This is a genomic window from Frankia sp. CeCAU1 (genome assembly GCF_977971845.1).
The window spans coordinates 7,300-24,552 of the sequence record NZ_CDWWXA010000029.1 but is presented as its reverse complement, the minus strand read 5'-3'; the positions used below and the strand labels follow the sequence as shown (position 1 = coordinate 24,552).

Below are 17,253 nucleotides of genomic sequence, written 5' to 3'. Positions count from 1 at the left end.
CACGACGGTGCTGACGCTCGGTCCGAGCGGATCCCGGCGGGCTGGATCACGTCTGTGTGGTCCGGCCAGCCGGTTCCGCGCGGTCTATGGGTTCCATCGGTCCCAGGGCCGCGAGGATCGCGTCCGCGATCTCACGGCGCCGTCCGCCGTCCGCCACCGGACCACCATCGGCCTCCCGCACGTAGAAGGCGTCCACCACGTCTAGTCCGAGGGTCGCGACGATGGCGGTGGCGACATCGAGTCGCAACCCGGACAGCGCCCGTACGATCCGGTACAGCACGCCGGCCTGGTCTGGGGCGCGCACCTCGATCACGGTCATCGATCCCAGGTCGTCATCGAAGATCACCTGAGGTGCGCCGGGCGTGGTCCACCGCCTGGCCCCGGCGTAGTCGCGTTCCCGGACGGCGAGCCGACCGGCGACGTCGAGGGTGCCGGCGAGCGCGGCCCGCAGGTCGGCGAGCAGCCGCGCCGGTTCCGGTACTCGTTCGTGCGGCGCCGCCACGGCGGCCTGCAGCAGCGCCCGACCGCCGTTCCTCCGGGCCGAGGCCCGCCGGATGTCCAACCGGTTCAGCGCGAGGACACCAGCGATGATCGCCAGCAGCCCGACGTGGTCGGCGTTGACCACCACGATCTCGAACATGCCCTCGTCCGGCAGCGGATTGACCTGGACGACGTGCTCGTCGGGCAGCGCGAGCAGGCCACGCTGCCGATCGTCGAGGCTTGGGGGACACGGGACCCGCTCGCCGCCGAGGACGGCCCGGGCCCGCTCGACGAGGTCACCGATCAGCCGCGCCTTCCAGGCGTTCCACGCGGTCGGACCGGTGGCCCGGGAGTCGGCCTCGGTCAGTCGGTGCAGCAGGGTGAGGATCCGCACGCTGCCGGCGGACGCGGCGACGCTCGCGATTGTCCCGGGATCGTCGATGTCCCGCCTGGTCGCGGCCTCGCCGAGAAGCAGGTGGTGGCGGACCATGGCGACAAGCACGTCGACGTCCTCGGGCGGCAGGCCCAGCCGCGGGCCGATCCGTTCGATCTGCACGATGCCCGCCTCGGTGTGGTCGCCGGGGAAGCCCTTACCGATATCGTGCAGGAGGGCGCCGAGCAGCAACAGATCCGGCCGGTCCACCTCGCGGGTGTGCGCGGCGGCCCGCGCCGCGGCCTCCAGCAGATGTCGGTCGACGGTATAGCGGTGGTAGGGATTGCGTTGCGGTCTGCTGCGCACCGCCGCCCACTCCGGGATGAGCCGGACGAGCAGCCCCACCTGGTCGAGGGATTCCAGCACCCCCACGGCCGCGTCGCCGGTGGCCAGCAGCGCGACCAGCGCGTCACGGGCGGCGTCAGGCCAGGGGTCGGGCATCGGTGGGGCCTCCCGGGCCAGCCGGTCGACGGCGTAGCGGCCCAACGGGAGCCCGCTTCGTGCGGCCGCGGCGGCGGCCCGCAGCACCAGGACCGGGTCCTTCGCCGGATCGACGTCCCGGGCGAGCTGGACCTCGCCGTCCTGGTCGACCACCCCTTCGCCGAGGGGGCGGCGGGCCGGCCGCCGGCTGCCACCGCGCCACCGCGCCACCGACCGCAGGCCGGCCGCGACCCGGTACCAGGTGGTGTCCCAGGTCCAGGAGATGGCGCGTCCGGCGTCGGCGACCGCGTGCGCGAGCGCGAACGCGTCGGCGTAGCCGAGCATGGTGGCGAGCGACTCGGAGTCCTGGAGCAGGAGCCGATCGTGGGCTCGTCCCCGGCTCAGCCGGCGGATCTCGCCGCGGGCATCGAGCAGCACCTGACCGGCGGCGATCACCCGCGCGGAGGGGGACTCGGCGACCCAGGCCGCCGCGAGGGCGTGCAGGGCATGGACATCACGCAGCCCGCCGCGGGATTCCTTCAGGTCGGGTTCGAGCAGGAACGCGACCTCACCGAGCCGGGTGGCCCGTTCCGCAACGGCCTCGGCGAGCTCGGGTAGTCGTTTCGGGGCATGGGACCGCCACCGGGCGCGAGCCCGCTGGGCGAGCTGCGTGGCCAGCGTCGCGTCACCCGCGACGTGGCGGGCGTCGAGCAGGCCGAGCGCGGCCTTGAGGTCACCGTCGGCTACCATGATGGCCTCGTCGACGGTGCGCACGCTGTGATCGAGGCCCACCCCCGAATCCCACAGCGGATACCAGACCGCGTCGGCGACGGCGGAGATGTCGTTCCGTTTGCCGTCGTGGACGAGGACGAGGTCGAGATCGCTGCCGAACGCGGGTTCCGCGCGTCCGTAGCCGCCGACGGCCACCAGGGCGATTCCCGGTCCGACCTCGCCGAACAGGTCGACCAGGGCATCGTCGGCGAGGTCGGTGAGGATGCGGCGCAGCCGTGGGCCGGTCGCCGTGGGCAGGTGCTCGGAGCGGCCCTTGAGGATCTCCAGGCGGTCCGTCATGGCTGTCCTCCTCCGTTCGGCCGTCTGGCCGTGATCGATCTCGGGTCCGGATCGATCACGGCCAGTGGAGCGCCGAGCCGAGGACACAGAAACGCGCACCAGCGCAACTGTGGTCTCGGGTGGTACCAGGTCGTGCGGTGTCGCGGGTGGTGCGTGGTGCCGGGGGTGCGTGGTGCCGGGGGTGCGTGGTAACAGTGATGGATGGAAGTGATGGATGGAGTCGGGTGGTGCGATGGAGCCGTGCCGCGGTGGCGTTGCCACGCCCGGCACTACTACAGCGCGTCCGCCCCCCGCTCGCCGGTACGGACCCGTACCACCGACTCGACCGGAACGACCCAGATCTTGCCGTCGCCGATCTTGCCGGTCTGCGCCGACGACGTGATCGCCGCGACCAGATCGTCGACCGCCCCGTCCGCGACGACCACCTCGATCTTGATCTTTGGCACGAAGTCGACCTTGTACTCGGCGCCGCGGTAGACCTCGGTGTGGCCCTTCTGCCGGCCGTAGCCCTGGACCTCGGAGATCGTCAGTCCGTGCACGCCCAGGGTCTCGAGCGCCGCCTTCACGTCGTCGACCTTGAACGGCTTGATGACGGCGGTGACGAGCTTGGTCATGCCTGGGCCTCCTCGGGCACCTTGACGGGGCTGATGCTGCTCGTGGACAGCGAGCCGCTACCGCCGATGGACGTGAAGCGGTACGCCGTCTCCCCGTGCAACGCCTCGTCCATGCCGGCGATCTCGTCGTCGGCGTTCAGCCGGAGACCGATGGTGTACTTCAGGGCGAGAGCGATGATCGCCGTCACGACGGCCGAGTAGCCCAGCGTCGCGCCGACGGCGAGTGCCTGCTCCCCGAAGACGCTCCACGGGCCGCCGTAGAAGACACCGTCCTTGCCGGCCTCGTTCGTGTCGACGCTGGCGAAGAGGCCGGTCAGCAGGGCTCCGAGCACACCGCCGACCAGGTGGACCGCACCGACGTCGAGCGAGTCGTCGATGCCGACCTTGCCCTTGATCGAGGTGGCCAGGGCGCAGACGACGCCGGCGATGCCGCCGACGGCGATCGAACCCATCGGAGAGACGAAACCACAGGCCGGGGTGATGGCCACCAGACCCGCGACCGCGCCGGACGCGGCTCCCAGGGTGGTCGCCTTGCCGTCGCGCAGCTGCTCGACCGCGAGCCATCCGAGGATCGCGACGCCGGTCGCGATCTGGGTGTTGAGCAGGGCGTATCCGGCGACCTTGTTGGCGCCCAGCGCGGAACCCGCGTTGAACCCGAACCATCCGACCCACAGGATGCCGGTGCCCAGGAGAACGAACGGGACGTTGTGGGGGCGGAAGTCGCCGGTCGGCCAACCGGCCCGCTTGCCGAGGACCAGCGCCAGCACGATCGCCGCGATACCGGCGTTGGCGTGGACGACCGTGCCGCCCGCGAAGTCCATCGCGCCGCGCTCGAACAACCAGCCCTTGCTCGCCCACACCCAGTGTGCGATCGGCGAGTAGACCAGCAGCGACCAGAGCGGGATGAAGATCGCGAAGGCGCTGAACTTCATGCGATCGGCGATCGCGCCGGTGATGAGGGCGGGCGTGATGATCGCGAACATCAGCTGGAAGGCGACGAACACGACGTACGGGATCGCGCCGTCGCTGCCGGAGAGGTCCTGGAGAGCGAAGAAGTCGAATCCGCCCCAGAAGCCGTTACCCTCGCCGAACGCGACGCTGAACCCGATGACCGACCAGATCAGCGTGACGATCCCGATGCAGAAGAAGTTCTGCATGATCATTCCGAGCACGTTCTTCGCTCGGACCATGCCACCGTAGAAGAACGCCAGTCCGGGCGTCATGAACAGCACGATCGCGGAACTGATGAGCATCCACGCGGTATCGCCCGAATTCAATTTGTCCATGTCTCTCCTGTCATTCCCCGCGCGATGCGCGGACTGCGCTCACCCGGTCCCCGGCCACGCTGCGCTCGTCCCGGATCCTCGGGTCCGAAGAGTCGGCAAGATCTGTTCCCGACCTGTGTCTTAGCTGTTTCTGGCATGTGAAATCGCTAAATTGGGTGGCCTGTGACCCGATCTCATCGGCTGGCGGTGGGTGCTTGGAGACTCTCCGCTCGTCACGGCGTGCTTCCGTGACTGTATAACTGCATAGAGTTACCGTCCGGCGGTGTGAGCAGTGTCCCCACGGAGGGCTGGCATAGCGCCGGCGAACCGCGCCCCGGGCCCCGCCGTCCCCGTGATGTCCCGCCATCCGGGTTCGGCCGGCGAACTTCGAAACACGCCGCAAGGCAGACTCCCGCCGCCGGCCCGACCGACGATCCCCAGCCGACCGGGAACGATCCGACCGGATGGCGTCCGAAAGCCGGAGCGCCCATTGTTCTCGGACTGGTCGGCATTCTCGTCGCCGGACCTCCGGTTGTCTGGGGATTTGCCGGATCCGCCTGGGCGGCGCCGACGACTCCGGCCTCCGGGCCGGCCCCGGAGAGCCTGCAGAGCCTGCAGGCGGAGATCAACGGTACCCGGGTACGGCTGGACGAATCCACTCGTCAGACGGCGATTGCCACTGAGGTGTTCAACGCCGAACGTATTCGGCTGGCCGAGGCCGAGCGGGCCGCGGCAGCCGCGGCCGGGCGGGTCGACCGCGCTGACGATGCTGTACGGCAGGCCTCGGACAAACACCGGGGGTTGGCGGTGTCGGCGAATCGGGCCGGGGGATTCGGGCAACTGTCGTTGCTGCTGACTGGCGATCCCCGACAGGTACTCGACCGGGCCGGTGCGGTCGATGCGCTGGCCCGCCGGCAACGCGTGGCGGACACCGGCCTGCGGCTCGCGCGTCGGGATCTCACCGAGGCACGCCGGAGCGCTGACGTGGCACTTGCGGGCAAGAGGAAGATCGTCATGCGGCTCGCCGCACGGAAGCGGTCCATCGAGGCGTCCGCCGCCGAGCAGCGCAGCCTGCTGCAGCGGCTCGAATCCCGCTACGCATTGCTGGAGCGGCAGGCCAGGGAACGCCAGGCCGCCGCCGCGCGGGCCCGCAGGGCGGCGGCGGCCGCCGCCGCGGCATCGGCGGCCAGGAAGGCCGCGGCCGAACGGGTCCGTTATCGGAAGGAGTCGGCCGCGGTCGCAGCCGCGGGCCGGGCGTTCGCAGCGGCCCCGACTACCCCGGCCCCGACTACCCCGGCACCCATCCCGCCGACGGGCGGCGGTGGCGCGTCGCGCGCGGTGCAGGAGGCATACGCCCAGCTGGGCAAGCCCTACGTGTGGGCCGCGGCGGGGCCGAAGTCCTTCGACTGCTCCGGCCTGACGCAGTGGGTCTGGGGGAAGGCCGGGGTGTCGCTGAGCCACTACACCGGATCACAATGGAATGAGGGGCGCCGCGTGAACCGTGCGGGCCTCATTCCCGGCGATCTCGTCTTCTTCCATGCCGATCTTGATCATGTCGGGATCTACATCGGGGGCGGGAAGATGATCCATGCTCCGCGGACCGGGGAGGTGGTCAAGGTGGAGAAGATCTGGTGGTCGAGCTTCCGGGGGGGTGTGCGGCCGGGAGCGTGACACCATCGGCCGCTGGCGGAAGCGATCAGGACGGCGACGGCGACGACTCAGTGGTCGACTCAGCGGTCGACGTAAACGAGAGCCGCGGTGCTACGGCTGATCTCCGCGTCGGTCTGGCCGTTGGGAGCGACGATGTGGATCAGGTTGCCGCGGGAGCCCGGCGTGATCTGCGCACCGGGGACGATCGCGGCGTCCTGAAGCCGGCGCATGATGCTTTCGTCCGTCTGCAACCGCTCGGAGATCCAGCTCACCGTGACCGGCCTGCCACCGCCGGACGAGGCGAGGTCGGCCGACGCCAGTAGGCTCACCGGGGCGGAAGCCGGCCGTGCCGTGGTGGGGTGCTGCTGGGAAGGCGGGATCTCGTTACCGAACGGGCAGCGCTTCGGATCGCCGAGCAGGACGGTGAGGCGCGCCTCGACCTCGTCGGAGATTACATGCTCCCACCGACAGGCCTCGTTGTGTACCAGCGCCCAGTCCAACCCGATGACCTTCGTGAGCAGCAGCTCGGCCAAGCGGTGCTTGCGCATGACGGCGGTGGCCCGCAGCAGGCCCTTCTCCGTGAACTGCACGGTCCGGTCGTCGGCGAGGCACACCAGCCCCTCGTTGGCCAGACGAGCCGTCGACTCGCTCGCGGCCGGCGCGCTGACATGCAGGCGCTCCACCAGACGCGCGCGCAGCGGGGGGATGCCCTCCTCCCTCAGCTCGTACAGGGTTCGGAGGTACATCTCGGTACTGTCGATCAATCCAGTCACCGGTCTCCTTCGTCCTCTCCAGGGTACGCTCAGCCTGGGACTCACAAGAGCCATCTGCCCCCCGAAGACCATGCCGGCTGGCCGGTTTCGATGTCCCGTCGGCCCCTTCCCCCGGACCGGGGTCGGTGTTCCACGACGTGTTCCACGACGTGTTCCATGGCCTCGGTCCGGCGGGTATGGCCTCGGTCCGGCGGCGTGTCCTCGTGCGGCACCCGTCCCGCGCGCGGGCTTGCACCCAGGGCCGGCATCGGCGCCCGCGGCACTAGACTCGACGCCATGAGCACGACTCAGATCGCGCCCGAGACATCGAACACCCAGACGGACGAAGGTGACGATCACTCTCACTACGCTCGTCGTGAGGAGATCGTTCGCGCGTCCATCGAGGGTGGCCGGGTTACGGCGTTGTGCGGCTACAAGTTCGAACCGGTGCGGGACCCCTCGCGTTTCCCGATCTGTCCGAAATGCAAGGAACTCGTCGAGATGGCCGAGCAGTTCGGCTGATCGCGCTGCGCCGGTACACAGTGCCGGGCGGCCACGGTCCTCGATGGCGGTCATTAGCCTTCGGTAATAATCGGTCGTTGCGGTAGATCGAGCGTGCCGGCGGGCTGTGGACGGTGTGCGGATGCCCCTGCCGATCGGGATCCACGGTGTCTCCTCGGGCCGGCTGCTCCGCGGCCCCGTATGATCTGTTGCACGAGCCAGACCCGGTGTCCCTCGCCGGCCCCAGTAGCTCAGTGGATAGAGCGACCGCCTCCTAAGCGGTAGGCCGCAGGTCCGATTCCTGCCTGGGGCACTTCGCACGGCTGACCAGGCACGCACCTTACTAACAGGCATGAGCCTGGTCAAGCTCTGCGTATACGGGCGTACTAACATGCCTTTCCATGGTTGATCTTGTGGATGGGGTTCCGGCCCTCTGGCGGCTGCTGCTGACCGGCTGGGATCAGGCCCTTGAGGCCAAGGGGCGTGCCCCGAAGACACGCCAGCTGTATGCCGACGCCGGCACACATTTCGTGAACTGGCTGACACCCCTACCCGCCGCGCCGGCCGGCCACGCGCTCCCCACGACCTCGGCCGAACGCCGCGCCGCCCGCCGACGCGCCGCCGACGCGGGGGAGACCACCACGGTCCTCTACCGGCCCGAAGCACCCGAGCAGATCAGCCGCGCCCACATCGAGCGGTTCCTCATCACGTTCGCCACCGAGCCCACCGAGCGCCGCCCGGGCGGCCGCTCCGACTCCTACCTGAACCAGGTGTACAGGGCTCTGCAGCAGTTCTTCGAGTACCTGATCGATGAGGACGAGATCGAGGCTTCGCCCATGGCGAGGATGGAACAGCCGAAGATCGGCACCAGGCTCGTGCCCACACTCGAGCTCGACCAGCTCGCCGCCCTCGTCGCCACCTGCAAGGGCCGGGCGTTCGCCGACCGGCGGGACGACGCGCTCATCCGCGTCTTCGCCGACACCGGCGGCCGCCGGTCCGAGATCGCCGGCCTCACCCTCGACTCCGTCGACCTCACCCGCCGGCGCCTGCGCGTGATCGGCAAGGGCGACAAAGAGCGGATAGTCGCGATTGGGAACAAGACCGCGCTGTCCCTGAACCGGTACCTGCGCAGCCGAGCCACCCACAAGTACCGGGCCGAGCCGCAGCTCTGGCTGGGCGACCGCAACCGGGAGCCGATGACGGCGGACGGGGTGTACCAGGTGATCGTGCGCCGCGGCTGCGCAGCCGGCGTGCCGATCCACCCGCACGTGTTCCGGCACACCCTCGCGCACGACTGGCTCATGGCCGGGGGAGACCTGCAGGCACTGGCCGATCACATGGGCTGGGAGGACCTGGAGATGGCCCGGGTGTACGCCCGCATCTGGCGCGCCCGCCGCGCCCAGGCCGCTCACGAGCGGCTCGCCCTCGGGGACCGGATCTGACGCGGGACGGGGCTTCGGTGGTGCCTGCCGGCTGATCAGCCCCCGCCGCGTCCAGGGTGCCGATGCTCGGCGATCCATGCGAGCACTTCGTCCTCGTCCCACAGTCGGCCAGTACGCCCGACCTGGGCGGGTGCGGGGAACGTGGGGCGCCGGCTGATCTGATCGGCGCGCGCCCGCGACACCGTCCCGGTGGGTGACGTTGGGGTGAGGAGATCCGCAACATCGGAGATGGAGATGAGCCGGCCCACGGTCTCACCCTGGCGACTTGCACCCTGGGGATCGCCAGGGTGAAACCCGGCGTGTAACGTCACGGACCGAACACAATGAGAAAGCCCGCCCGGCGTGTGACCGCCGGACGGGCTGAGGCAGGAACCCTGTAGGGAGGGAACCCGCGATGACTCCATCATCCCCGGGCGCCGCCGGCGAGGTCCACGCGGCGTGGCCTGGCGTCAGCGTCCGAACATCCGACGGGGCGACCGAGGTCTACGTCGACGCGGGTATCACCGCGTCCGAGCTCGGCCTGAAGATCGCCCTGTATGTGCCCGCAGCGGCGCGACTCGACGACATCACCGTTCTCCGGTTCTCCGCCCCAGGGGGCGGCGCCGATCAGCCCTAGCCGCGCCACCCCGGCCGGTATCGGTCCATCCACGCCTCAACGTCACGTCGCAGCCACAGCCGGAGATTTCGTCTGTCCACGATTGGGTCCGGAAAATTTTTCCTGCCCGCGATCACCTGGGCGTAGGAGCGGGCTACGCGCTGCCCGTGCCGGGTCGTCGGCCCGAGGAGATCGCGCAACTGGTCGATATCCACGGCGTCTTCCAGATCCCCGATTGTGATGATCTCGTCACGGGGTCGGGGTGGCACGCGAGGGACGGTACGAGCGTGCTCCTGCATGCGCGGGGTGGACTGTCCACCTGCCCTGTAGCAGGCCATGGCGCACTACGGTGCCCCGCTGATCATCAGAGTCCGTCGGCGTGCTGGCCGGCGGGCCGGATGACGCGCCGGACGATGCGACCGGCGACTGGTGCGAGCACGGCGCGTAGCGCGCGGAGATCTGCCTCCGCCATAGGGCCAGCCACCATCAATACGAGATCGCCGTCGCGCTCCACAACCGCAGTGGAGTCCGTGCTGGCCTCTACCTGCATGTTTCCCCCTCATTGATTTTGAGGGGGGAATCTAACGGTACGACCACGACCGCGCACCTATCGTGCACGCGGCATGTTTGCGCGTTGTCCAATTGGTGACGTTACGTATACAAAGGCCAATTAGCTATCGGAAATGGTGATTGATCCATTGCACATGTGAGCTGGATTTCTCACATGTGAGTGACGAGGGGTCACGCCCTTGATGGCCCACGGCCGGCGAGGTCTTATGGGCTCACCACGTTGCAGATGGGGGCGACCATGGAACAGTCGGTAACCAGGCGCGCTATGGCAACAAAGATCAACGCGGACGACACGCCACGTGCGACGGCGGAGTCCCCGGTGATGTACGGGGTGCTGCACACCGGGCCCGGCGGCCAGCCGGAGTCCATGACCGTCCTGTTCGCCTCCGCCCGGGCCGCCGAGGCCTGGGCGCGCGACCACCACCCTGGCGGCGGCCACCTGGTCCTGCCCGCCACCCTCGCGAAACCCGACCCGCGCCTGACCAGACCCAGGAGCAGACGATGACGAGCACGCCCGCCGACGGCATCCTCCTCGGCGCCACCTGGCCTCGCGCCGCCGACGCGGGGGAGACCCCCGTCGAGCTGGCATTTTCCGACGGCGGGGTGATCTTGCGCGCCGGTGGCGGGTTGCTCCGGCTGAGCTGGGCCCAGTGGGCGACGCTCCACGAGACCATCAAGGCCGGCCGGTTCGCCAGCACGATCTAGCAGCAATGCAAACGGAGGGACGGGAGGCAGCATGGTGCAGAAGCCGAAGCACAAGGACAAACGTGGTAATACCGACGGCGGGTCCAGTACCGGGCGCAGCGGGCAGAAGCGCGGCGGAAAATCGATGAGCTTCGACCCGGCCGAGTCCGTGGACCGAGGAACGATGACGTGCACGACATGTAACGGGAGCGGGTCGGTTGGGCGTCCGCAGGCCGAGCTCGACGAAGATGGCACATTCGCGGGCGATCACACCCAGAAATGTCCCACCTGCGGCGGCTCGGGAAAGACCCCCAAGAGATGACCGCCGACGAGCCCGAACGGGAGGAGACGGAGCCGGCCGGTCCGCCGCCGGAGGTCCATGCGCTGTTCGTAAGCTGCAACAAGTGCCGGCGGGCCAATGCCGCCGCACGGGCGAACGCGCGGAAGGGCAACCAGGAAGTGACCCTGAAGGGCTTGGGTCTCCAGCCGGCGCCACGACGCTGTCCGCATTACCAAGACGTCTGGGCGCCCGGATATGGGCCGGGCTCCGAGCCGCCGCCACTGCCCGGCACGCCGGAGGAGCGCCGCCAGGGCCCAGTCTGACCCCGGGCACGCCGAAACACGGCCGGCCCGCCCACGCCCCCGAGGTCCCCGCCTTCTATCCCCTTCAGGCGGGGGTCTCGGGCTGTCCTGGACTACTGTGCCGGCACTGTGTTGCAGACCGTCTTCGCCAGGGTGAGGATCGCCGACGAGGTTCCCTGGTCGGGTGTGATCCCGTTACGCTCGAACCGCGAGGGGATGCGGGCCAGGGCGAGCTGCTCTCCGCCCGAACGTAGATCATCAACGCAGACATGGGTGACGTCGTTCCGGATCCCGGAGTCACTCCGGCCATCCGCGAGCCTGGGGAACTGCGCTCGGAACGCGGCGACGAACGCCGCGGCCGCCGCGGAGTCATGCACGCTGCTGAACACGCCGCTACCCGCAGCTGGCGCGATGCTCGCGGCCACCGACGTCGGCGCAGGCGTCGCCTCGTCGGCGCTCCCGCTGCACGCGGCCAGGACGCCCGCCAGGACGGGCAGGACGGCCAATCGCTTCATCTTGGATCCCCCTCGATCTGTACATGTCGGAGGGCAGATGGTAGCGGTTTGTCAGGTAGCCAGGTCCGGCGGGATCCTCGCTCGAGGGCCATCAGGTGCTCGCCGCCATGCCAGCGAGGGCCGATCGGGCGCCTTGGAGCGCATCGCCTAGCTCGGCGACCTGCGCAAGATCCGGCCAACGCCGGACAAGGGTGGCGTGCAACGCGCTCGCCCGCCCTATGACGTTCAGATCCGGCATAGTTGACGTTTTCCCGAGGGCGAGCATCCCCGCGTCGGCCGCGGCGACGGGATCCGGCCTCTCTTGATCGATAAAGCAGCGGCCGACCGTGACGTACGCCCATCCAACACCCTGAAGGTCGTTATCACCGCCTACCGCGTACCGCTGCGCCAGGTCCGCCGCGGGCCGCGTATCTCCAAGTTCGGCAAGCGATACCGCCGAGTAGATCATCACGTCGCCGTCGGTCCAGCGGGTGGCACGCGGCGAGTCGGCGCGCATGTCGGCCAAGGCGGCGCGGGCCTCTCGCTCGCGCCCACCGGCGGCGAGCGCCTCGGCCTGGTATGCGGACAGCCGAGCACGCTGACCAGGGTGCGCAATCCCCCGCGCAGCGGCGGCGATGTCGGCGGCCTTGGCGAACTGCTTCGCATCGAACGCGATCCGGCTCCGCAGCGCAGCTACCTGACCGACCAGGATCGGATCGCCCGACTGGGCAGAGTACTGCCCGGCGAGCGTCCCCATCCGCCGGGCAATATCACCGTCCCCGATCCAGCGACCCAGGGACGCACAGCTGCATGCCAGCATGCCGGCGCTCAGGAGCAAGCTCTTACGCGCATCGGTACTGACCCGGCGATATAGATAGCTGTCCGCCCTGTGCCAACCGCGCATCGCGCGAGCCAGCAGGACGTCATGCGGCACGTCGCAGATGCCGTCTCGGACGGCCTCAGCCTCGGCCTCGATGTCTTCGAGAGTTAGCGGGAGGGGATCCGCCGTCGCCATTGCTCGACTGGCCTCGCCGGCGGACGAGAAGATCATTGCTAGCGACAGGTTAAATTCACGCCGGTCCGGGTCCACGTCCATCTCCGCCTCTGGTTGGTAGGACCAGGGTCCCCCGCGGAGTGAGCCAACGTCCATGGGCGCCATGGGGTGAGGGATGCCCGACAGGGCGTCGGCCTGGCGACGGAGTCCGTGGGCGTGGGCGTCTCGCCGCAGCGCGAGGAGCATGCCGCCCGCGCTGAGCTCGCGATCGAGGGCCGCGGCGAAGTCCGCGGATGGGACCTCCCTCGCGTTCTCAGCCTTCGAGATCATCGTTCGCCCAGATGTGTAGCCCAGGCGGGCCGCGAGCTCCTGCTGCGTGAGACCCGCGATTATGCGCAAGCGGCGGAGTTCGGCGGCGAAAGCGGCGGAGGGGTCATCCATCCCGGCTCCAGGGGGTATGTGAGTCCAACAACTCACATGGGTGAGCGGAAGTCACTCGCTAGCGCACATCCGCTTTGTGTACTCGGATCAGCACTATGAGCGCAGCAACAGACCTTAGCCGGAACGTGACATCATGTCTCGGGATGTAGTGAACCAAAAATCCTATCAATGAGTAAAAGGATCGCTTCGGCTGCATCCGGATCGCGGCTCAGCTTCGTCCACGCCGCCTCCCATCGTTCGTGGAGCTCCGCAATCGCGTCCGGCAGCCTCGACGGACCGGCGTCGACGCGCTGGCGACGGACGCCTTGATCGTCGGTGACCTCGGCGATGACCGCTCGCGGGTGGTCGGCCGGCAGCGGGCTTCCGCCGAGAATGACCATCTCGGCCGAGCCTGGCTGGTCCCCCAGCCGGCCCTGCCAGTACAGGCCGACGTCGAGACCGGCAAGCGTCGCGGGGCTCACCGATTGGGCCTTCCCGTTCTCGATGCGGTTCAGGGTGGCATCCGAAAGGCCGCCACGGTCCGCTGTCTCATGTTGCGTCAGCCGCAGCTCGGCACGGCGGTTACGCACGGCCGCCGCGAGTCGCACCCGCGCATCGTCGTCGAGATCCACTGTGGCCACACCTCGAAGGGTGCCAGGCATGACGAGGCATCTCAAAGACACCACGAGCCAAAGTGATCGTTGGCGCAAAGTTGACCACTATCTACCTTGCTTTATGCCACGAGATGCCTGCATGATGCCTACATGGCCAGTTCCACGGTGCGGATCGACGGCGACGAGCTACGCCGTCGACGCCTTGCAAAGCGGCTGCTCCAGCACGAGCTCGCCGACAAGATCGGCATGAACCAGGGGTATCTGTCGAAGGTCGAGAACGGTCACCGAACGCGCGTCTCAGTCCAGCTCCTCCGTCGCCTGGAGGCATGCCTCGGATCGTTCGCGCCCGACCTGGACTCGGCGGAGGTCGACGCGGCGAGCGTCCCGCAGTGACCCGCCCGGATCCGACGACGCGCCGTCTGGTCGCGCAGATCGGCGGACATGCGCGTGTCCGCCAGGCGGAGTCGCCGCAGGCGATGACCGCGCCGGCCCGGGCCGCATTCCTCGCACGCTTCGAACGGGCGGTCGACCCGGACGGTGTCCTGGATCCGACGATCCGGGCCGCGAAGGTCAAGGCAGCGCTGTCCGAGCAGATGGCCCGGGTGTCTCTGGCCCGGGTCCGGACGGCGCGAGAGCGGCGTGCACCGAAGCCGGCGAAGCAGCCGGCGAAGCCGGCTCCGGAGGGGCCCGCGCCGACGACCTGGACCGAGTTCCTCGCGGCGCGCGATCTCGGTGGAGCCGGCGGGGCGGAGTGAAAACCCCGCTCGCCCCGATGGGGGGGCGGGACGAGCGGGATCTGTGTGGCCCCCGAACTCAACAGGAGTTAATCAATGACGCTACATGACCGACGTGAGGACCGGCGGCGTGCGCTGCTGCTCCTCGCGACCCGGCCGGCCGTGCCGGTCGGGGTGCAGCTCGACATGGTCCGCGACCTCGCTCCGGACGCACCGGACGGGATGCGGCCCCATCTCTGGCGGGACCTTGTCTCCGCTGTCGCGACACTGCCCGTCGACGTCGCCGGCCTGGGCCGGCAGATGGTGGAGGTGGGCCGTCTTCTGTGCCAGCTGGTCCCGGATCCGCCGGCCCGGCCGGACATCGCGGTGTCCGTCTCCCCGGGCCCGGTGTCGCCCTGGTTTCAGCAGCGCCGACCCGTGGGGGCCCGGTCATGACGGGCCAGGAGCAGGAGCTTGCCGTGGCTGTTGGTGAGCGGCTCCGCCATGTCCGTGTCCAGCAGGGGCTCTCCCGGGAGGGCGTCCGGGAGCTGTCCGGTGGTCGGGTTACAGGGCCCGCGCTGGCGAGCTATGAGTGTGCCCGACGGGCTGTAACCGTTGGCCGCTTGAAGGAGATCGCGGAGATTTACCGGGTGCCGGTTCAGGCGTTCATCCTCACCCGGCCTGATGTGGTCGATCTGCCGCCGCTCGCGTTCGACCTGGAGGCGCTCGCTGCGGCGCCTGGGCATGTGGACCCGCTGCGCGGGTGGGTCCGGCGGATCCGGACCGTCCGTGGTGACTGGGCCGGTCAGGTCCTGACCGTCCGCGGCAGCGACCTGTACGCGCTGGGGGTGCTGTACGGCACCAGCCCGGCCGTGACGCTCGGTGCGCTGCGCCGCTGGGGTGCCCTACGTGAGCGCGACGAGATGGCGGGAGTGGCGCGATGACGCACCTGGACAAGATCGGAGCACGCCGGCTCCAGCGTGCCCTGCTGTGGGCGGAGGACCGCCGCGCGGCGGCAGGGACGGACGGGTTTACCGCCCGCCTGGTGGCGGACCGCCTCCAGACGGAGGCCGATGATGTCGCCCGGTGGCTGCATGTGCTCGCTGCCGTCGGTGTGCTCGCGCAGCAGCGCACCCCCCGTGGCATGGTCTACCGGGTCGTGTTCCGGCCAGCCGCGTGATGCGCCGGATCGACGACGTCACCACACGGGAGCTGTGGGCGGCGATCCTCGCCGCGCAGCAGCGCGGCGCCGACCTCGAGGCCATCGCGGGCCAGCTGGACGCGCCAGCCGGGAGCGTGGACCGGCACGACCTCCTCATCCGCCTCAGCGTCCTCGTCGCACGGGCCCTCCTGGCAGTCCCGTCGCAGGACGGACTGTGGTGCCCCACCGAGCAGGGGAGCTGGCACGCACTGGCCCTCCTCTGCAGCCCGCTGGCCGACCGGGAGGTCTGGACTGCGATGGCACTCACCACTCCGGCCCGAGTTGATGCCGACGTGCACGTGCCGGAGATCGCGCGTCGGCTCGGCGCCGCCCAGCCGCGAGTGGAAGCGTGGTGTGTCACGCAAGGACGTGCACGCCGGCTGCACCGCGGCGACGGCGGCCGGTGGAGTCTGCGCGAGTCCGGTCTCGCCGCGCTCGCTACAGCGATCGGAGTCTCGGCGTGATCGCCACGTCTCCCGCATCCCTCGCATCCCGGTTCCGCCTGGCCGCGCCGACCGGGGAGCGTCCCATCGAGCAGGTCAGCTACACCGCGCCGTGCCCATGCGGCCGGGCGGTGACGTGGGTGTCTGTCCGGCTCGTGCAGCCCGGCCTGGATGACCCGGGTCGCACGACCGCTATCCCCGGATCCTGCATTTGCGCCCTGGACGGCATCCCCGTACGTGGCTGACCAGGACGCGCTCCCACTGGCGGAGATCGCCGAAATGGAGGCGGCGGCGCGGCGTGAGCTGCGCCGCCGCCGCGAGGCCGCTTGGCGGGCTGGCGCGTCCAGGCGGCCCCGCATCTGCAGCTCCTGCGGCGCCCCACTCCTGTGGGTGCTCACCATGCGGGATCCGCCCGAGTGGATGCCACTCAGCGCGGCACCGGATCCGAATGGCAGCGTCGCCGTCGTCCGGGACGGCGCCGCACCGATCGCCCACATCAACCCCGCCCCGTCGGCCTCCGGCCGCCGGTGGCGGGCCCACTTTGCTGACTGCCCAGGCGCTGCGCATCACCGTCGGCGCAGACCCGGCCGGATCTGACCGGCCCGACGAGAGGTACCGAGTATGACCGCAGTGGAGGGGGCCGGCCCGCCGCAGGGCCGGATCGTGTTCGTGGACACCGAAACGACCGGTCTCGACGTCGACCGGCACGAGCCGTGGGAGATCGCGCTCATCGTCCGAGACGTGTCCGCCGGCCTGGTCGATGTCGAGCACCTGTACGCCGTGCACCCGAGGTTGGCCGTCGCGGACCCGGCGGCGCTGTCGATCGGCCGCTACTACCAGCGCACCCGGTTTCTGCAGCCGCCGGCCGACCTGATGGACGGCGGCGCGGCGAACCTCGCCGGCGTGGACTCCCGCTCGGACCGGTGGCGTTGGTCCGCAGCGCAGACGACCGCCGCGTCCGTCGCGCGGATCACCGCCGGCGCGGTGCTGATCGGCTGCAATCCCGCGTTCGACGCCAAGATGCTAGGCCGCTGGCTGCGTGCTCATGGGCAGGGCCCGGCCTGGCACTACCGGGTCGTTGACGTCGGCGCGATGGTGGCCGGCTACCTGCACGGCCGGTACGCGGCCGCCGTCGTGAACGCCGGCGCGATGGCGCACCTGGCCACCCTGCCGTGGTCGTCATCAGCTCTGGCCGCGGCGCTCGGCGTGACCATGGACCCGCAGGACCGTCACACCGCCCTCGGCGACGCCCGGTTCGCCCGCGACCTGTTCGACCGAGTGACGAGCGGTGCGCGGTGACGGCGCCGGTCCGGCT

At 69.8% G+C, this 17,253-nt stretch carries 21 protein-coding genes and 1 tRNA gene; 15 read left to right on the top strand and 7 right to left on the bottom strand.

Features of this window, described 5'->3' with window-relative positions; all coding sequences use genetic code 11:
- Positions 1-46: 46 nt before the first annotated feature.
- From AC08OO_RS07920 to AC08OO_RS07910, 3 genes are all read right to left on the bottom strand, one after another.
- On the bottom strand, positions 47-2,404 hold the full coding sequence (locus AC08OO_RS07920; RefSeq protein WP_476610092.1) for a [protein-PII] uridylyltransferase: 2,358 nt from the start codon (positions 2,402-2,404) through the stop codon (positions 47-49).
- A gap of 272 nt (positions 2,405-2,676) precedes the next feature.
- Positions 2,677-3,018: a P-II family nitrogen regulator gene (locus AC08OO_RS07915; protein ID WP_011434886.1), complete on the bottom strand. Its 342-nt coding sequence runs from the start codon at positions 3,016-3,018 to the stop codon at positions 2,677-2,679.
- Positions 3,015-4,304, bottom strand: coding sequence for an ammonium transporter (locus tag AC08OO_RS07910; protein WP_476607559.1), 1,290 nt, complete (start codon positions 4,302-4,304; stop codon positions 3,015-3,017). The genes AC08OO_RS07915 and AC08OO_RS07910 overlap by 4 nt, the downstream gene beginning before the upstream one ends.
- A gap of 264 nt (positions 4,305-4,568) precedes the next feature.
- Between AC08OO_RS07910 and AC08OO_RS07905 the strand changes: the two genes are divergently transcribed.
- Positions 4,569-5,954, top strand: coding sequence for a C40 family peptidase (locus AC08OO_RS07905; protein WP_476610091.1), 1,386 nt, complete (start codon positions 4,569-4,571; stop codon positions 5,952-5,954).
- Between the two features lie 59 nt (positions 5,955-6,013).
- Here the strand turns inward: AC08OO_RS07905 and AC08OO_RS07900 are convergent, their stop codons facing one another.
- The gene (locus tag AC08OO_RS07900; protein ID WP_476610090.1) at positions 6,014-6,706 is read right to left on the bottom strand and encodes a metal-dependent transcriptional regulator; all 693 of its coding nucleotides are present in this window, start codon (positions 6,704-6,706) and stop codon (positions 6,014-6,016) included.
- A gap of 276 nt (positions 6,707-6,982) precedes the next feature.
- Between AC08OO_RS07900 and AC08OO_RS07895 the strand changes: the two genes are divergently transcribed.
- The 6 genes from AC08OO_RS07895 to AC08OO_RS07870 all read left to right on the top strand — a co-directional run bounded on the left by AC08OO_RS07895 (position 6,983) and on the right by AC08OO_RS07870 (position 10,498).
- Positions 6,983-7,207 carry a DUF3039 domain-containing protein gene (locus AC08OO_RS07895; protein WP_023839854.1) on the top strand — a complete coding sequence of 75 codons (225 nt, stop codon included), beginning with the start codon at positions 6,983-6,985 and terminating at the stop codon, positions 7,205-7,207.
- A 219-nt stretch (positions 7,208-7,426) separates the two neighbouring features.
- Positions 7,427-7,499 (top strand) — tRNA-Arg (locus tag AC08OO_RS07890).
- A gap of 88 nt (positions 7,500-7,587) precedes the next feature.
- Positions 7,588-8,628 carry a tyrosine-type recombinase/integrase gene (locus tag AC08OO_RS07885; RefSeq protein WP_476618377.1) on the top strand — a complete coding sequence of 347 codons (1,041 nt, stop codon included), beginning with the start codon at positions 7,588-7,590 and terminating at the stop codon, positions 8,626-8,628.
- A 394-nt stretch (positions 8,629-9,022) separates the two neighbouring features.
- Positions 9,023-9,244: a hypothetical protein gene (locus tag AC08OO_RS07880; RefSeq protein ID WP_476610088.1), complete on the top strand. Its 222-nt coding sequence runs from the start codon at positions 9,023-9,025 to the stop codon at positions 9,242-9,244.
- Positions 9,245-10,058: 814 nt separating this feature from the next.
- Positions 10,059-10,298 (top strand): hypothetical protein, encoded by a 240-nt coding sequence (locus tag AC08OO_RS07875; RefSeq protein ID WP_476610087.1) that lies wholly within the window; start codon positions 10,059-10,061, stop codon positions 10,296-10,298.
- Positions 10,295-10,498, top strand: a complete 204-nt coding sequence (locus AC08OO_RS07870) for a hypothetical protein (RefSeq protein WP_476610086.1) — start codon at positions 10,295-10,297, stop codon at positions 10,496-10,498. The genes AC08OO_RS07875 and AC08OO_RS07870 overlap by 4 nt, the downstream gene beginning before the upstream one ends.
- Positions 10,499-11,172: 674 nt before the next feature.
- On the opposite strand, the gene AC08OO_RS07865 is transcribed toward AC08OO_RS07870, so the two are convergent.
- From AC08OO_RS07865 to AC08OO_RS07855, 3 genes are all read right to left on the bottom strand, one after another.
- Complete coding sequence (locus tag AC08OO_RS07865; RefSeq protein ID WP_476611598.1) at positions 11,173-11,574, bottom strand: hypothetical protein; 402 nt, start codon at positions 11,572-11,574, stop codon at positions 11,173-11,175.
- A 91-nt stretch (positions 11,575-11,665) separates the two neighbouring features.
- On the bottom strand, positions 11,666-12,988 hold the full coding sequence (locus AC08OO_RS07860) for a helix-turn-helix domain-containing protein (RefSeq protein ID WP_476611599.1): 1,323 nt from the start codon (positions 12,986-12,988) through the stop codon (positions 11,666-11,668).
- Positions 12,989-13,119: 131 nt separating this feature from the next.
- Positions 13,120-13,629: a helix-turn-helix domain-containing protein gene (locus AC08OO_RS07855; RefSeq protein WP_476611600.1), complete on the bottom strand. Its 510-nt coding sequence runs from the start codon at positions 13,627-13,629 to the stop codon at positions 13,120-13,122.
- 102 nt (positions 13,630-13,731) lie between these two features.
- Here AC08OO_RS07855 and AC08OO_RS07850 point away from each other — a divergent pair, with 102 nt between their 5' ends.
- The 8 genes from AC08OO_RS07850 to AC08OO_RS07815 all read left to right on the top strand — a co-directional run bounded on the left by AC08OO_RS07850 (position 13,732) and on the right by AC08OO_RS07815 (position 17,237).
- Positions 13,732-13,974, top strand: coding sequence for a helix-turn-helix domain-containing protein (locus AC08OO_RS07850; RefSeq protein ID WP_476611601.1), 243 nt, complete (start codon positions 13,732-13,734; stop codon positions 13,972-13,974).
- Positions 13,971-14,336, top strand: coding sequence for a hypothetical protein (locus AC08OO_RS07845; protein ID WP_476611602.1), 366 nt, complete (start codon positions 13,971-13,973; stop codon positions 14,334-14,336). The genes AC08OO_RS07850 and AC08OO_RS07845 overlap by 4 nt, the downstream gene beginning before the upstream one ends.
- Positions 14,337-14,411: 75 nt before the next feature.
- Positions 14,412-14,750 (top strand): hypothetical protein, encoded by a 339-nt coding sequence (locus AC08OO_RS07840; RefSeq protein WP_476611603.1) that lies wholly within the window; start codon positions 14,412-14,414, stop codon positions 14,748-14,750.
- Positions 14,747-15,238, top strand: a complete 492-nt coding sequence (locus AC08OO_RS07835; protein WP_476618376.1) for a transcriptional regulator — start codon at positions 14,747-14,749, stop codon at positions 15,236-15,238. Before AC08OO_RS07840 ends, AC08OO_RS07835 begins: the two co-directional genes overlap by 4 nt.
- Complete coding sequence (locus tag AC08OO_RS07830) at positions 15,235-15,474, top strand: hypothetical protein (protein WP_476611605.1); 240 nt, start codon at positions 15,235-15,237, stop codon at positions 15,472-15,474. Before AC08OO_RS07835 ends, AC08OO_RS07830 begins: the two co-directional genes overlap by 4 nt.
- The gene (locus tag AC08OO_RS07825; protein ID WP_476611606.1) at positions 15,474-15,959 is read left to right on the top strand and encodes a hypothetical protein; all 486 of its coding nucleotides are present in this window, start codon (positions 15,474-15,476) and stop codon (positions 15,957-15,959) included. The genes AC08OO_RS07830 and AC08OO_RS07825 overlap by 1 nt, the downstream gene beginning before the upstream one ends.
- Positions 15,960-16,175: 216 nt before the next feature.
- Positions 16,176-16,535, top strand: coding sequence for a hypothetical protein (locus AC08OO_RS07820; protein WP_476611607.1), 360 nt, complete (start codon positions 16,176-16,178; stop codon positions 16,533-16,535).
- A gap of 24 nt (positions 16,536-16,559) precedes the next feature.
- Complete coding sequence (locus tag AC08OO_RS07815; protein WP_476611608.1) at positions 16,560-17,237, top strand: 3'-5' exonuclease; 678 nt, start codon at positions 16,560-16,562, stop codon at positions 17,235-17,237.
- The last annotated feature ends 16 nt before the right edge of the window (positions 17,238-17,253 follow it).